This window comes from Peribacillus sp. NPDC096447 (assembly GCF_044762725.1).
In the GTDB taxonomy this organism is placed as follows: domain Bacteria; phylum Bacillota; class Bacilli; order Bacillales; family DSM-1321; genus Peribacillus.
This window is the reverse complement of sequence record NZ_JBIWEV010000003.1, coordinates 430,959-447,198: the sequence shown is the minus strand read 5'-3', so window position 1 is coordinate 447,198 and position 16,240 is coordinate 430,959. Positions and strand designations below refer to the sequence as shown.

The window sequence follows — 16,240 nt, the reverse complement described above, 5'->3', positions numbered from 1 at the left end:
AGTTAGAGGGAATGAAGTTTTCTTTAGAATACTGACCCTCTCCAAGCGGTTGTAGCTGCCGAATGGAAGGAGGGAAATTAAAAAGTTAATATATGATATAAGACTTAGAAAGTAATTTACAAAAAGTATTTGCAGAGGAGTAGCGCATATGGACAATTACTTATCAATCAGTGAAATGGCTTCCATTCACAGTATCTCAAGGCAAACACTCATTTATTACGATAAAATCGATCTATTTAAACCGGTACATATAGATGAACATGGTTATCGGTACTATAGTGCAGTTCAGATTCCATTTCTAAGGGAAATTTGCTTTTTGAAGTCGATTGGCATCAAACTGAATGATATTAAGGAACATATTGGAAATCGTAATTTAACCACTGCCATGTCACTTTTGGAATTTCATCAAGAATTCATTGATAAAGAAATAAATGCCTTGATGAATACACGTACATTTATTCAACAGAGATTAATGAAATATTCCGAAGCCAAAAATATTAAAAGTGAATTGGATAAACCTATTATAGAAGAATTTCCTAAAAGACATGTCTTATTTATTCCATTTGAAAATGAATTGTGCCGAGAAGAATTACATTTAACGCTGATGAAAGCTTGGAATGTATTAAGTAAACATGAGATGCTTCCATCAGAGGGATTTGGCACGGTTATTTTAAAAGATAAGCTTGGAACGGATGATGTTTTCGAGGGTGCGGGAATATATACTTCATTACCCTTTATAGATCCTGATATGGATAACATGATGACGTTGCCTGCTGGGCAATATGCATGTGTGTATAAATATGGAATGCCATATAACATTGAGTTTATAAATGAATTGGTTCATTGGATCAGTGAAAATCACTATAGAATTATAGGGGACGTTGTGGACGCTTGCTTATTGGATACGACCTTTTACGAGAATGATAGTAGTGTTGATTTTTGTCAGCTGCAAATCCCTGTAGAGAAAATTACTTGAATTTTCAAATATCCATTGACTGTATAGTAGAAATACACTTTAGAATACAGTTGTAACCGATACCATATAGGTTATTTGAATTTGAATGATACATAGGATACTTGTCATAAAGTGATAGGGGGATTTTTAATGTCTGAAAAAATGAATAAAGTGACAGATTTACGTTCTGCCTTGGAACTACTGAAGTCGATTCCAGGACAATTGATTGAAACGGATGAACCAGTCAATCCTCATGCTGAATTATCTGGGGTGTATCGTCATGTCGGTGCTGGCGGGACAGTGATGCGTCCAACTAAAATCGGACCTGCCATGGTTTTCAATCATGTTTTGGGACATGAAGATTCAAGCGTGGTGATTGGACTTTTAGCCAGCCGGGAGAGAGTCGGTCACATGCTGGATACAAAACCTGAGCGGCTCGGGTTCCTTTTAAATGAAGCTGTAAAAAATCCCATTGATCCAATCACCATTTCGAATGATAAAGCGAAATCTCAAGAAGTGGTTCACTATGCAGAAGATCCCGATTTCGATATCAGAAAATTAATACCTGCGCCTACGAATACAGAGGAAGATGCAGGTCCGTATATCACCATAGGCATGTGCTATGCCTCCGATTCAGAAACCGGTGAATCTGATATAACGATACACCGATTATGTTTACAAAGTAAAGATGAGATGTCCATGTATTTTGTTCCTGGCCGCCATTTAGAAGTTTTTCGTGAAAAGGCTGAAAAAGCAGGAAAACCGTTACCCATTTCCATTAGTATCGGTGTTGACCCTGCTATAGAAGTCGCTGCTTGTTTTGAAGCACCTACGACTCCCCTTGGCTTTAATGAGCTGAGTGTAGCAGGGGCGATCAGGAAAGAAGCGGTAGAATTGGTCCAATGCTTGACCATTGATGAAAAAGCTATCGCGAATGCTGAATATGTAATAGAAGGGGAATTGGTCCCCGGAGTGCGTGTTCGGGAAGATCAAAACACCAATACTGGAAAGGCAATGCCGGAATTCCCTGGTTATACAGGTTCAGCTGTTGCGGATCTGCCTCTAATCAAAGTGAAAGCCGTAACGCACCGAGTCAATCCAATCATGCAAACAGTTATTGGTCCAAGTGAGGAGCATGTGAATATGGCTGGCATTCCAACTGAAGCAAGCATTCTGCAAATGGTGGAAAAGTCCATGCCAGGCAAATTACTGAATGTTTATGCCCATACTTCAGGAGGAGGTAAATACATGGCTGTTCTTCAATTCAAGAAAAGTCAGCCAAGTGATGAAGGGCGCCAAAGACAAGCTGCACTATTGGCGTTCTCTGCCTTTTCTGAACTTAAGCATGTATTCATCGTGGATGAAGATGTGGATCCCTTCGATAGCAATGATGTTTTATGGGCGTTAAATACTCGTTACCAAGGTGATGTTGATACGGTTTTCATTCCTGGAGTGCGCTGTCATCCCTTAGATCCTACACAAGATCCCGCATACAGTCCTACCATTCAGGAAAAGGGGATTTCCTGTAAGACCATTTTTGACTGCACAGTACCATTTCATTTAAAAGATGAATTTAAAAGGTCCGAATTTAAAGAGGTTGATCCAAGTCGATTTGTGCCTGGATTTTCCAATGCATAAGTATAAAGTCTCGATTCAATGACTAAGGAGGGGAATTAATGAAAATCATTGTTGGGATAACAGGAGCGACTGGAGCCATTTTCGGAATTAGGATTCTTCAGATGCTTAAAAGCAGTGAAGTGGAGACCCATTTAATCATGTCCCCGTGGGCACATGCCACCATTCAACATGAAACATCATATTCTGTTAAAGACGTGGAAGGATTAGCTGATCATTCCTATTCTTACAAAGATCAAGCAGCAAGAATATCAAGTGGGTCATACCGAGTTGATGGCATGATCGTAGCACCTTGCAGTATGAAAACACTAGCTTCCATTCGCATGGGACTAGCGGATAATTTATTAACGCGATCTGCTGACGTCATGTTGAAAGAAAGAAAAAAATTATTACTAATGACAAGAGAAACCCCTTTAAATACGATTCATTTGGAGAATATGACGGAGCTCTCCAAAATGGGGACCATTATATTCCCTCCGATGCCAGCCTTCTATAATCATCCTGAGAATGTTAATGATATCATTGACCATCTGGCTTATCGGGCGTTAGATCAATTTGAAATCGATACTGACGGTGCAAAACGTTGGGACGGAATGAAATATCGCACCAAAATATAACAGATTACTAGGGAATTAAAGAAAGAGGTGAAAAAATGAATGGGATGGAAATGCCAGTAGAGGTATTCGACTTGTTAAATGGTAAAGAACTTGTCGACAAGCAGCATGAAGCCATGATGCTGTTGACGGTAAGTGAAGAAGGATGGCCACATACTGCAATGATTAGCGTGGGTGAGATCGTAGCGGTAAGCAGGAACGAATTAAGGATCGGCCTATGGCCGGATACTTCGACTACAGCCAATGTCATTCGTACCCATAAAGCTACACTGGTTTTGTTTTGGAAAGGTAAAGCACAATATATTCGCCTTTCATTAGAGAGATTTAAAGAGCTGCCAAATGTCCAATACAAAAGAGAAAGATTCCACGCCCAAATAGTAGAGGCACGGGAGGATATGTCTAAGTATGCTGAAATAACCTCTGGAATTAAAATCGACTTGAAAAACCCTAAAGAAGTTGTTGAACGTTGGAGTGAGACCATAGAGGATCTCCTTCAATAAAATTCCCAGGTACCGACTTTAAGTTACTGAGAAATCGAAATTTTCAAATTATGATTGAAATAAATAGAAGTTCATGTAAAATGGAATCATTACATGTATTTATAACTTGCCTATTCATTAACCATTAAAAAAAGACCTTTTTTAATGAAAATTAATGAACGGACTGGCTATCTTAATTTCTCGATCAAGTTGCCTTGATGGTGAAGTTAAGATAGCTTTTTTTATTAAATATGCTGGTTGGTTTATGTTAATAATCATGGAAATGGAGGAGTGACACTATGGAAATGTATGTAAAGGAATTGGGGAACCAAAGAATTCAAATTGCAGATTATCCTGGAAGGAAAGGGCCAATCATCGCCATACATGGTTTAACGGGTAATCATAAGCAAATGCATTATTATGCAGAAATGTTAAAAGGCGAGTACAGAGTCATCTCGATTGACTTAAGCGGGAGGGGAAATAGTTCGAGGGCAGATGTGCAGACTTCTCTTTTCAAACATGCAGAAGATGTAATTGAGTTAATTCAAGAGTTAAAGATTAAAAATCCGATTTTGATCGGATATTCAATGGGAGCCTTCATCTCAAGCATTGTAGCCAGCAAATTAACCTCGGTACAGGCCCTGATATTATTGGATGGTGCGGCCAATTGCTCTCAACAGCAAAGGGACATCGTACAACCATCACTAGGCCGATTAAGTAAAGAATATGAATCTCAGGAAAGTTATATTGCAGAAATTAAGGAAATCTATAGCCGTTTGGGTATCAAATGGACGGATCACCTGCAAAGTGTGGCGGAGTATGAGATTCATGAAGTGGATGGTCACTGGGAGAATAAATCATCAGAAGATAGCATTCTTAGGGATTTTGATAGTTTTTATTCTTTTGTCCCTAAAGAAGTTTGTAGACAAATTTCCTGTAAAACCTTATTGGTGTATGCCAGTGGGAAAATAGGGGAATTTCCTCCATTATTTTATGAAGAAGCCTATACTGATACGAAGAAAAATACGCCTGATATCGAAACGATCGTTTCTACATGTAATCACTATACAATGGTGTTTGAAAATAGAGTGGAGATTAACGAAGGAATAAAATCTTTTTTAAAACGAATTTGATTTTTTGTAGTTATTTTTAAAAAAGATATTGAAATTAACAGAAAATAGTGTAATATTAAGAATATATAATAAACTTAATTATTGCCTATTCATTAGCTATTAAAAAATAACCTTTTTTAATAACAACTAGTGAACAACTGGCTACCTTAAACACCTGCTGTCAATTATTGATAGTAATGTTTAGGGTAGCCATTTTTGTCGTGATAATGTAAACGCTTAATGAATTTGGGGGTTTTATGGTTGAAAATCATTGATTTAACATTGGAACTTTACGATGGTCTAGTTACAAATAATGATTTACCTGCAATAGGCATTAAAGATGAACCTCTTGAACAAAAGGGGAAATCTGATTCACTTCCTAAAGGATACCGTTCCAAGTTGATTTCTTTTTCTGACCATAGTGGGACACATGTCGATGTGCCTTCACATTACTTTAAAAACGGGGAGTCGGTTGAAAACATCAATCTGAAGAATATGTTTGGGGATGCTCTCATACTGGATGTAAGCATGTTAAAAGCGACACATGAACCTGTTACGAAAGCTTTACTTGAAGAGGCGGAACGCAGGCAGGGGGTGTATGTAGAAAAAAACGATATTGTCCTCATCAGGACATGGGGGAAATCATGGGGGGAAGAAGGCTTTTTTGAAGCGCAGGCCTTAGATGATAGTGTGGCCCAATGGTTTATTGAAAAGCAAATACATATTGTCGGGTTGGATTTGCCAAATGCCGATTTGAACCAGGATTCAGAAAGTGGAATTCATCAAAAATTACTGAACCATGATATATATATCGTTGAAAATCTGGTGAATCTTGAAAAACTACCTAAGCATTCTCGCTTTCTTTTTTTCGGGATCCCTTTAAAACTAAAAAATGCAACAGCCTCACCTATAAGGGCACTATCGATACTTGATTCACAATTAATTTAAAGAGGTGCAGACGAATGAGCGAGGGATTATTGTATTTCAAAAAAGTTTATGATGCCGTACCAGGCTGGGTGCAAAAAATGCACGATTATAGCCCCAATGCACTTGATCACTATACCAACTTACGCAGTAACATCATGCAAGAGGGAGCCTTGACGAAGAAGGAAAAAGATATTTTACTGGTAGGCATGAATGCTGCGAGGTTGTATGAACGGAGTATGGTTTACCATACCAAAGGGGCAATCGATGGCGGGGCAACAATACCGGAACTTGTGGAATACCTAATTGTTTCTTACTTATATAACGGAACAGAAGCATTAAAAACAGGAATGAAGTCTTTGGAGTATGCTCTTACACTTAAAGACATTCGATATCCCGAAATAAGTGGCCATCAAGGAACAGCAGAAGAAATCCTGCTTTATATGATTGAACTATTAGGGGATGAGGAGACGGGATTCGTCTCGAATGTTTTGAAACTGGTTAAATCGGAAGACCAAAACTCCCTCAAAAATTATATATTAAGTGATTCAGTGGTTTCAAAAAGGCTAAAACATCTCCTGATGACAGGAATATTCATTACAGAATTAAAAGGGGAACAGGTTGGGGAATGGATGGAGGCGGCAAGGTTAAATGGAGCTTCGGAAGAACAATTAGCTGAAGTGGGGCTGATTTGCTTATTGACTGCTGGAATACCTGCTTGGTTTGAGGCAAGTGATTCATTGATTGAAAATAAGTAACGTGAGATTGGTGGGGAAAACATGACGAAAGTACATCATGATATGGAAGCAGCTTTATCTTGTGTGAAGAACGGTCATACATTAATGGTAGGTGGATTTGGCTTGATCGGTGCCCCTCTTACATTAATAGATGGTTTGGTCAAAAAGGATGTAGCAGGCTTGACAGTAATCAGTAACAATTTAGGCGAGAAAGGAAAAGGTCTGGGAGTTCTCCTAAGTCAGAAGAAAATAAAAAAGGCGATTGGTTCTTATTTTACAAGCAATCGTGAAATTGGGGAGTTTTACCAACGTGGTGAAATTGAATTAGAACTATTGCCACAGGGGACATTAGCGGAATCCATTCGTGCTGGCGGTGCTGGCATTGGCGGTTACTATACGAAAACGAGTGTAGGCACCGATTTAGCTAAAGGAAAAGAAGAAAGGGAAATAAATGGGGCTACATATATTTTTGAACCTGCCATAAGAGCAAATGTAGCTTTGATCAGGGCATGGAAGGCAGATACACTTGGTAATCTTGTTTATTATAAAACGGCTCGAAACTTTAATCCGGTCATGGCAACGGCCGCAGATGTCGTAATTGCTGAAGTGGATGAGATAGTTGAACCTGGAGAACTCCCGCCAGAGGAGATTGTAACACCGCATCTATTCGTCGATGGAATTATTAAGGCAAAGAAAATCCTGACGAAGGAAGGTGTCAAAGGTTATGAGTGACAAAGAATTCATGCAAAATATGATAGCAAGACGCGCGGCAAAAGAATTGACGGGTCCTTGTATAGTGAACCTTGGAATCGGGATTCCGACCTTGGTTGCAAAATACATTGATGATGAAAATGTTTTTTTCCATACGGAAAATGGATTATTAGGGGTTGCAGAAGTTGATGAAGATCAAATCGATCCCAATTTAGTTAATGCAGGCAAGTTACCGGTAGGGGAATCGATTGGTGCATCATTCTTTAATAGTGCAGAATCGTTTGCAATGATCCGTGGAGGACACATTGATGTTGCCATCTTAGGTGTTTTGCAGGTAGGTCAAACAGGGGAAATTGCAAATTGGGCGGTACCTGGCAAGAATATCATGGGTGTTGGAGGAGCGATGGACCTGTTGGTTGGCGCCAAAAAAGTGATCGTGACCATGACTCATACAAGTAAGGAAGGTAAAAGTAAAGTTTTAAAGAAATGCACCTACCCGATTACTTCCACTAGAAGCGTTGACTTGATCATCACCGAGTTGGCTGTCTTTGAAGTTATTGACAAACAGTTGAAATTGATTGAATTAATGCCAGGAATAACGATTGAAGAAGTAAGAGCAAAAACAGAAGCGGATTTTATCTATTAAATGTTAAAAAGGTGGATTAAATGAAAATACGTTCAGTTGATGTATACATTATTGATTTACCCACAATTCGTCCTCATCAGCTTGCCATGCATACGATCGTGGAACAAACGATCATTCTTGCCCGTGTTTTGGATGAAGAGGGTGCGGAAGGTTGGGCGGAAGTGGCAACAATAGGCGGGGCTTCATATGGTGAGGGGACGCCTGAGGCGATCAAAGTGAATATTGATACATATATCGCCCCGCTTATCATTGGTAAAAACCCCGTCCATTATGACAAAATCATGCATGAAGTTTCACTAAATGTTAGAGGGAATAATTTTGCGAAGGCTGTCGTTGAATCAGCCATGGTGGATTTAGTAGCCAGAAGGAGAAACATCCCTGCTTATGAATTATTCGGTGGACAAATTCATAAATCATTGCCGGTGGCATGGACATTGGCAAGTGGGGATACAAATAAAGATATCGAAGAAGCGAAAGAATCCCTACATCAAAAACGTCATAATATCTTTAAATTGAAAATTGGCAAAGGGAATCCATATAAGAATGTGGAGCATGTATTGAAAATTATTGAAGCCGTGGGAGATCAAGCACGCATTACGGTTGATGTTAATCAGGCATGGGATGAAACAACGGCTACGTATTGCATTGAAGCTTTACAGGAAGGCGGGGTTTCCATGGTCGAACAGCCGCTGCCAGCTTGGGATAATGAAGGGATGTCAAGATTGACCAATCGTTTTAAGGTCCCGATCATGGCCGATGAGTCATTGAATTCTTTACAAGATTCATTCCAAATAGCTAAACATAGAGCAGGTAATTCGTTCGCCTTGAAAATATGTAAACATGGCGGGATGACCCAAACGAAAAAAGTGGCTGCAATTGCTGAAGGCGTAGGTTTTGGTTTGTATGGGGGAACGATGATTGAATCATCATTAGGCACGGCCATTTGTGCACAACTTTATTCAACCATTCCCCAATTTGAATTCGGTACCGAATTATTTGGTCCGTTACTTTTCAAAGAAAATATTACGCTAAACGAAATAAAATATGAGAATTATGAAATAATCATCCCGGATGGTCCAGGATTTGGCATGGAGATAGATATGGAAAAAGTAAAACATTTTTCAAGAGGTCTTTAATTAATATAAACTGGAAAGGGGATTATGGAAAACCCACTAGTTTATGCAAGTAATCTTGAGAGGATGTAGTTTTATATGGGACAGCCAACATTATTAATCACGGCCTATGCGAAGGCGCCGCAAAATACGAGCATGTATGAAAATTATAAATACGCTGGGATGGTATTGGAAATTCACAAGGAAAGTCACATCATCATTAATGCAGAATTTACGTTTTTAACAACTTTGGCCCAGGATTTTTTTAAGCGAATGATAGTTGGTTTTGATTTTAGTAAAGATATTGATTCTTTAATAGAGAATATTAAAACGGATTTTTTAGCTCCATCGCAGCAATCGGTGATTGTTGCCCTGAAAATAGCTCACCAGAGATATAAGGATAGTTTAGAAGAAAGAAATAAAAATAGCAGGAGGTAGAAAATTGAGCAATGTAGTTATTATAGACTCGGTTCGCACCGCTATAGGGAAATTAGGGGGAGCATTGGAAAATGTTCCTGCCGATTTCCTGGCAGCTGCTGTCCTTGATGAAGTTATCAAGAGAGCGGATATTCCTAAAGAGAGTATTGATGAAGTGATCATGGGACAAGCCAAACAAAGTTCAGACGCGTCGAATTTGGCAAGAGTTGCATCACTCCGGGCAGGATTTCCTGTAGAAGTACCAGGTTATACCGTTCACAGACAATGCGGATCCGGCATCCAGGCGATCAATTCTGCCAGTCAACAATTACAAAGCGGATTAGGAGATGTAATCATTGCAGGCGGAGCGGAATCTATGAGCACGGCACCATACTATATGAGAAATATCCGTTTTGGATTGAAATCAGGGAATGGACAGTTATTGGACCCGAATACGGAAAGCCAGCCAGGATCACAGCCCATTGAAGATTACGGAATGTTAACGATGGGAATGACAGCTGAAAATCTGGCTGAAAAATATTCCATTTCAAGAACTGAACAAGATGAATTTGCTTTAAGGAGCCAAGAAAATGCAAGACGGGCAATTTCCACTGAAATATTCACGAAAGAGATCGTTCCCTATCAAATTAAAACGAAAAAAGGGTTAATGGAATTTAATGAGGATGAGCACCCAAGAGAAACCAGTCTGGAAAAGTTGGCTGATTTAAAACCGGTTTTCAAGAAAAATGGAACGGTGACCGCTGGAAATAGCAGTGGAAGAAATGATGGTGCATCCGCTCTGATACTAATGTCGGAAGAAGCAGCAAAAAGGCATGGTAAAAAGCCGAAAGCAAGAGTGATCGCTCAAGCGGCAGCAGGCGTATCACCGAATTTCATGGGGCTGGGGCCTGTCAACTCTACCTTGAAAGCGCTTCAAATGTCAGGGTTGAAACTGGATGATATTGATTTAATAGAACTGAACGAAGCCTTTTCTGCGCAAGCTTTGGCAGTTATCAAAGAATTGAAACTTGATATGAATAAGGTGAATCCTAACGGCGGTGCCATTGCCATGGGACATCCAATTGGTGCCACTGGTGCAATTTTAGCAACCAAATTGATACATGAGTTAGAAAGAACCGGAAAAAGATATGGGCTAGTCACACTATGTATAGCAGGTGGATTAGGAATCAGTACCATCATTGAAAATCAACAAATATAAAAACTTAAAAAAATTGGAGGAAGTATTATGAAGAATCAAAAAGTAATCGACGTTTATAATGGATTGGTAGTTAAATTCAAGGAATTAGTTAGTGAATACGAAATAGATCATAATGACTATCAAGCTCTTGTTGATTGGATGGATCAATTAGGCAGGGCAGGGGAAATTCCGTTATTTATGGATGTATTCTTTGAAACTCATGCACTTCAGGAAATGTATAAAAGCGTAAAAGGAACGGAACCTACTATTCTAGGACCATATTACATTGAAAATACGCGAGTCGTTCAAAATCCCGGAATGCTGCCACAACGAGAAAATGAACCAGGTGACGCTCTTTACTTTTCAGGATCTGTTAAAGATGTTAATGGAAATCCGTTGGCAAATACCAAAATCGATATGTGGCAGGCTGATGCAAACGGTGAATACTCATACTTCGCTGAAGGTATTCCAGATGGTAATTTACGTGGTGCTTTTTATACGGATGTGAATGGTAATTTTGAAATAAAAACAGTTGTACCGGGTAATTATTCAATTCCAACAGATGGACCTTCTGGTCAATTCTTAAAGTGGATTGATCATCATTCATTTCGTCCAGCACATTTGCATCTCTTATTCCAACCGGAAAATGGCGATAGATTAGTAACGCAAATATATTTTGAAGGCGATGAATATTTAGAAAATGATGTTGCACAAGGTGTTCGCGGAAGCTTAATTACAAAGTTAGAAAAACATTCCGGTGCAGAAAAAGGATTGAAAAATGATTATTATACGGCTCATTTAGATTTTGAACTTAGATTACAAGATAAACCTGTTTTCAATAAGGCTGTCGTGAAAAACTAATCATCGATAAGAATATGCATGCAAAGATTTTCTAAAAAAGAGTTTGTTCCCATAGGTAATAAAAAATATTAAAGATGTATTGTTAATGGGCAATTTCAAAATATATTATCTGATTTTTCCGATTGTTTTCCGAGTTCCTATTTTGGAACTCGGAAAATACATTCGAAGGATATTTTTAAAAATGATGGGAGGCGGAAAATGCGTAGTGTAGTTGCTTCGGAAATCATTGCTGTCAGTAAGTTTAACCGCTTTCATTTACTTGTTTTTCTTTGGTGTTTTTATGCCATCGCTTTCGACGGGTATGAAATAGCGATGTATGGTGTGGGTTTGCCTTGGATGATGGAAGAGTGGGATTTAACTTCCATTCAGGCAGGGGCAGTGGGAAGTTATTCCTTATTCGGCATGATGATTGGCGCCCTGATTTTAGCACCGATCGCAGATAAATATGGCCGGAAGAATGTTCTAGTCATTTGTATGGTTTTGTTCAGCGTATTTACCTTGGGGGCAGGGATTGCACCCAACCTCACATGGTTCACCGTCATGCGTTTCATTGCTGCAATTGGCATGGGAGCATTGATGCCGAATGTAATATCGCTAATGACTGAATATTCCCCAAAACAAAATCGGGCCATCATTGTAGCTGCGATGTATTGTGGCTATTCAATCGGTGGAATCATGGCATCATTAGTGGGAATGTATATCATTCCTTATACGGATTGGCGTGTATTATACTTTATTGGAATTTTGCCATTACTTACACTTCCAATATTCATGAAGCAGTTTCCTGAATCCCTTTCCTACTATTTAGCAAAGAAGGAAATTGGTAAGGTTGTTGAAATCCTCAATAAAGTCAAACCAGAAGGGGATTTTAAAGAAACAGACGATTTCAGGCTTAGTGAAGCTGAACAGAGGAGAAAAGGATCTCCAGTAAAAAAACTATTCACGAACAAACGGGCATTCAGTACGGTTTCCATATGGGTGGCTGTGTTCTGTACATTGATGATGGCTTACGGATTAAATACATGGCTTCCAAAAATGATGCAGGATTCCGGATTCAGTATCACCTCAAGCCTTTCATTTAACCTGGTTTTATGCCTTGGTCAAATTGGAGGTTCCTTAGTAGGCGGTTATTATGCTGGAAAAATGGGCCATCGTAAAATTCTTGTTACACTATTCTTATTAGGGGCCATTACCTTTGTCGCATTGAGCGCTACGACTAATACCATCGGAGTATATTTACTGATTTTTATGGGGGGGGCCTGTACTGTTGGTGCCATGAACTTAGCCAATCCGTATATCACTGAATATTACCCCCGTGAAATCCGTACGACGGGTATGGGCTATTCGCAAGCTATCGGCAGGATTGGCTCAATTCTCGCTCCTACTTTAATTGCCTTTCTTCTGTCAACAGGCATGGATCCAAAGGTTGCTTTTGCTACATTTGCCCTGCCAAGTATCATCGCAGCGGTCGGTTATATTCTGGTCCAAGAAAAACATGGATCTTTTGACAGGGTAGTCAAGGAGGACAATGAAGAGGTAGAATCAGAGAAGACTGTAACTATGTAAAGAAATGATTCACAATTCGGAATACAATCCCCTTGGTTGTTTAACATTGCAACAAGGGGATCTGCAATTCAATGTTCCTAGGGGCTGCTCTTGAAAATATTAAACCAGGTTGTAAGTAATGGAAGGAAACATAGTGGCATTTATAAAATTTAGTAGAACGATGTACTAATATTGGGCATTAGGTTAAGGGGGAAAAATATTGAGCTCAGAATTAAAGGCAATAATAGAAGGTCGCACATCGGAACCGGTAACTGACAGATCAAAAAAAGGAAAACAGAAAACTGTTCGATGGTTCATCTTATTTCTAATTGCTTTGGTCACGTGTATTAATTACATCGACCGTGCCATCATTTCGCTTGCAGCTCCGAATATTCAAGCCGATTTACATATTGATCCGGCTATGATGGGAATCATATTTTCCGTATTTGGCTGGAGCTATACCTTCTCCATGCTATTCAGCGGATACTTTCTTGATAGATTCGGTCCTAGAAAGGTATACACGGTTTCCCTCATTTTATGGTCTGTATTTACATTCATGGTAGGAACCGCGAAAAATATATCGTCACTGATTACATATCGCATAGGACTGGGTGCCTTTGAATCTCCCTCCATACCAACTAATGCCTGGTGTGTATCCGAGTGGTTTCCTAAAAAAGAACGTGCTACTGCTGTAGGGATTTATACGGGTACCCAATATATTGGGTTAGCCTTCCTGACTCCAGTTTTTACTTGGATAATCATTACCTTTGGATGGAATTACCTTTTTTATATCGCCGGAATTATAGGGATTCTTATTGGATTTGTTTGGTATGGATTCTATCGGAACCCCAAGGAACATATGCGGATTTCTCAGGAAGAGCTAAACTATATCAAAGAAGGCGGAGGGATGATCGGAACTGAAGAGAAGCATCCTTTCTCCTGGAACCGAATAGGCCAACTGCTTAAACACCGTCAAATTTGGGGAATGTTCATCGGGCAATTTTCCATTCAAACTACTTTGTTTTTCTTTATGACTTGGTTTCCATCCTATTTGATTGATGAAAAGGGAATGACGATGTTGAAAACTGGAATTTATGCGAGTATTCCTTACATCGTAGCCATATTAGGAACCCTCATTGGCGGCCGATGTTCCGATTGGATGCTGACACGCGGGGTATCAACAGGATTGGCACGTAAACTTCCCATCATTGTCGGATTGTTACTGTCTTGTTTGATTCTCGGGGGGAATTATACGGATTCACCAAACATTGTCATCACCTTTATGGCGATAGCATTCTTTGGACAGGGGATGGCATCAACAGTTACCGGAGCCCTTTTAGCTGATATTGCCCCGAAAGGAATGGTAGGCCTAACGGGTTCCTCACTATATTTTGTAGCAAACATTGGCGGAGCATTATCTCCGTTAATCGTCGGTTTAATCATTAGTGCGACACATTCTTATGCAGCAGCGTTAACCTTTATATCCGTAGTGGCCCTAATTGGCGCTTTTGCTTATATCTTCCTTCTCGGAAAAGTACAGCGTATAGAAATCACAATGAAAAAATAAAAGGAGAAAGGCGGAATTACATTGAAACTGAGTTTATGCACTACAGGATTTAAAGAATGGGACATAGAAGAAATAATAAATTGGCTGCTTCCGTTGCAAGCGGATGTTAAAGGACTTGAATTATGGAATAAACATATAGAACGATTTCAGGAGAAGCACGGACCACTGGACAAGTTAGCCAAATTACTTGAAAACAATGATTTACAAATACCATCCATTAGTGGATATACGACTTTTTCAAAACTCTGGAACCAAAAAGAACATCAAAATGAAATCAATCAAGCAAGAAAATTGTTAGATATGGCTCATCAATTAAACTGCCCATTAATACGGACTTTTGCAGGACATATAGCATCAAGGAATGCCTCACCAGAGCAATGGTCGGAAACGGCAACCGAATTAAATAAATTAGGGCAAATGGCCGATCTCTATGGAGTGGATGTAGCAATAGAAATTCACTATGACTCTTTTGCTGATAACCTCGAAGCCATTCAAAGGCTTTTAGAAGATATTGACCATCCACGGATAAAACTGATTTTCGATGGTGCTAACTTATACGTTGATCAATTGAATCCGAAGGAGGTATTGGAATCCATCTTCCCCCATGTCAGCCATGTACATTTAAAAAATTATCACTACAATCACAAAGAGCGATATAAAAACAAACCAGCACCCATTTTTAGTGGGGATGTTGACAATATTCGCTTACTCGAAGAATTGAGAAAGCGAAATTATACAGGCTTTGTTTCTCTGGAATATTTCGGTCAGGAAGGAATGCCTAACTTGCTTGCCTCATTAGAACAATGGAAACAGCAACTGACATATTGATTTCTTTACGTATTTTAGCTGAAGATATACGATGGGATATCAAATTTTATGCTTCTTGAGCAGGATATCCCCTCATGACAGTCGAACATCAATTGGTATAAGAGCGGTCCAATTAAGAGAAGCTGAATAGGATGGTGAATATGCAGAATCATGAGCTGGAACAAATCATAAAAAATGCGGACAGGGCAATAAATAATGAGGATTTCGATCATTTAATGGAGTTCTATTCAGAGGATGCAACTTTAGTTGTAAAACCTGGAACATTTGCAAAAGGGAAAGCGGAAATTCGTCGGGAATTCATTGCTATCGCCGAATACTTTAATCACAGCTTAATCGTCAATCAAGATAAGATGGCAATAATCGAAACGGGTGATACGGCATTGGTTGTGGCAAAAGCCCAGCTAAGTGCCAATCAAAAGAAAGATTCCGAATTCTCTATGGAAAGAACCGCGACATATGTATTTAAAAAGGATTCCACCGGTACATGGCGCTGCATAATCGACAACTCTTATGGTACTGAAATAATTGAAGAATTGAAGTAATAAGTGAAAGCTGCCGTATATGGTGGCTTTTTATTTTTTTCAAGACTCAGCAAATAAATATCTTCTATCTCATTCAAGGAATAATTTACGACTTACCACTTTCGGACTTGAAGTTCGACGCGGCAAGTTGTATATTGGTTCTTCATTTCATTGTTGATGAACGAGAGAAGCTGATACTACTCGAACCATAAAGGATAATTTGAAATCAGGTGCTCCATTCTTTCTCGATAGTACATATTGAGACCGAGATCGTGCAGAACTTCAAGAAAGAATAAAAATTTCTGATTGCGCCCATTAAGAACAAAGACTACAATAAAAACAGTATTTTACGACAAAACAAGAAGACGAAATCTTTAA

General features: G+C 39.2%; 17 protein-coding genes. All 17 read left to right on the top strand.

The window, feature by feature from the left end:
* Positions 1–148: 148 nt before the first annotated feature.
* The 17 genes from ACIQZD_RS13385 to ACIQZD_RS13305 all read left to right on the top strand — a co-directional run bounded on the left by ACIQZD_RS13385 (position 149) and on the right by ACIQZD_RS13305 (position 15,883).
* Positions 149–976 carry a MerR family transcriptional regulator gene (locus ACIQZD_RS13385; protein WP_402903203.1) on the top strand — a complete coding sequence of 276 codons (828 nt, stop codon included), beginning with the start codon at positions 149–151 and terminating at the stop codon, positions 974–976.
* Positions 977–1,105: 129 nt separating this feature from the next.
* Positions 1,106–2,593 carry a UbiD family decarboxylase domain-containing protein gene (locus ACIQZD_RS13380; protein ID WP_402903200.1) on the top strand — a complete coding sequence of 496 codons (1,488 nt, stop codon included), beginning with the start codon at positions 1,106–1,108 and terminating at the stop codon, positions 2,591–2,593.
* Between the two features lie 38 nt (positions 2,594–2,631).
* Positions 2,632–3,207 (top strand): non-oxidative hydroxyarylic acid decarboxylases subunit B, encoded by a 576-nt coding sequence (locus ACIQZD_RS13375; protein ID WP_402903197.1) that lies wholly within the window; start codon positions 2,632–2,634, stop codon positions 3,205–3,207.
* Positions 3,208–3,242: 35 nt separating this feature from the next.
* Positions 3,243–3,704 carry a pyridoxamine 5'-phosphate oxidase family protein gene (locus tag ACIQZD_RS13370; RefSeq protein WP_402903194.1) on the top strand — a complete coding sequence of 154 codons (462 nt, stop codon included), beginning with the start codon at positions 3,243–3,245 and terminating at the stop codon, positions 3,702–3,704.
* A 278-nt stretch (positions 3,705–3,982) separates the two neighbouring features.
* Positions 3,983–4,816 carry an alpha/beta fold hydrolase gene (locus tag ACIQZD_RS13365; RefSeq protein WP_402903191.1) on the top strand — a complete coding sequence of 278 codons (834 nt, stop codon included), beginning with the start codon at positions 3,983–3,985 and terminating at the stop codon, positions 4,814–4,816.
* A gap of 240 nt (positions 4,817–5,056) precedes the next feature.
* Positions 5,057–5,743 carry a cyclase family protein gene (locus tag ACIQZD_RS13360; protein ID WP_402903188.1) on the top strand — a complete coding sequence of 229 codons (687 nt, stop codon included), beginning with the start codon at positions 5,057–5,059 and terminating at the stop codon, positions 5,741–5,743.
* A gap of 14 nt (positions 5,744–5,757) precedes the next feature.
* Positions 5,758–6,477 (top strand): carboxymuconolactone decarboxylase family protein, encoded by a 720-nt coding sequence (locus tag ACIQZD_RS13355; protein WP_402903185.1) that lies wholly within the window; start codon positions 5,758–5,760, stop codon positions 6,475–6,477.
* Positions 6,478–6,498: 21 nt separating this feature from the next.
* On the top strand, positions 6,499–7,188 hold the full coding sequence (locus ACIQZD_RS13350) for a CoA transferase subunit A (protein WP_402903182.1): 690 nt from the start codon (positions 6,499–6,501) through the stop codon (positions 7,186–7,188).
* On the top strand, positions 7,181–7,813 hold the full coding sequence (locus ACIQZD_RS13345) for a 3-oxoacid CoA-transferase subunit B (RefSeq protein WP_402903179.1): 633 nt from the start codon (positions 7,181–7,183) through the stop codon (positions 7,811–7,813). Before ACIQZD_RS13350 ends, ACIQZD_RS13345 begins: the two co-directional genes overlap by 8 nt.
* A 20-nt stretch (positions 7,814–7,833) precedes the next feature.
* Complete coding sequence (locus ACIQZD_RS13340; RefSeq protein WP_402903176.1) at positions 7,834–8,949, top strand: muconate cycloisomerase family protein; 1,116 nt, start codon at positions 7,834–7,836, stop codon at positions 8,947–8,949.
* A gap of 75 nt (positions 8,950–9,024) precedes the next feature.
* Positions 9,025–9,363 (top strand): DUF3870 domain-containing protein, encoded by a 339-nt coding sequence (locus tag ACIQZD_RS13335; RefSeq protein WP_048687694.1) that lies wholly within the window; start codon positions 9,025–9,027, stop codon positions 9,361–9,363.
* Positions 9,364–9,367: 4 nt separating this feature from the next.
* Positions 9,368–10,561 carry a thiolase family protein gene (locus tag ACIQZD_RS13330; RefSeq protein WP_402903173.1) on the top strand — a complete coding sequence of 398 codons (1,194 nt, stop codon included), beginning with the start codon at positions 9,368–9,370 and terminating at the stop codon, positions 10,559–10,561.
* Between the two features lie 27 nt (positions 10,562–10,588).
* Entirely contained in the window at positions 10,589–11,401 is an 813-nt protein-coding gene (locus ACIQZD_RS13325; protein ID WP_402903170.1) for a dioxygenase family protein, read from the top strand.
* Positions 11,402–11,599: 198 nt separating this feature from the next.
* Positions 11,600–12,967 carry an MFS transporter gene (locus ACIQZD_RS13320; RefSeq protein ID WP_402903167.1) on the top strand — a complete coding sequence of 456 codons (1,368 nt, stop codon included), beginning with the start codon at positions 11,600–11,602 and terminating at the stop codon, positions 12,965–12,967.
* Positions 12,968–13,166: 199 nt separating this feature from the next.
* The gene (locus tag ACIQZD_RS13315; RefSeq protein WP_402903164.1) at positions 13,167–14,513 is read left to right on the top strand and encodes an MFS transporter; all 1,347 of its coding nucleotides are present in this window, start codon (positions 13,167–13,169) and stop codon (positions 14,511–14,513) included.
* Between the two features lie 21 nt (positions 14,514–14,534).
* Positions 14,535–15,341 carry a sugar phosphate isomerase/epimerase family protein gene (locus tag ACIQZD_RS13310; RefSeq protein WP_402903161.1) on the top strand — a complete coding sequence of 269 codons (807 nt, stop codon included), beginning with the start codon at positions 14,535–14,537 and terminating at the stop codon, positions 15,339–15,341.
* A gap of 140 nt (positions 15,342–15,481) precedes the next feature.
* Positions 15,482–15,883, top strand: coding sequence for a YybH family protein (locus ACIQZD_RS13305; RefSeq protein ID WP_402903158.1), 402 nt, complete (start codon positions 15,482–15,484; stop codon positions 15,881–15,883).
* Positions 15,884–16,240 lie beyond the last annotated feature (357 nt).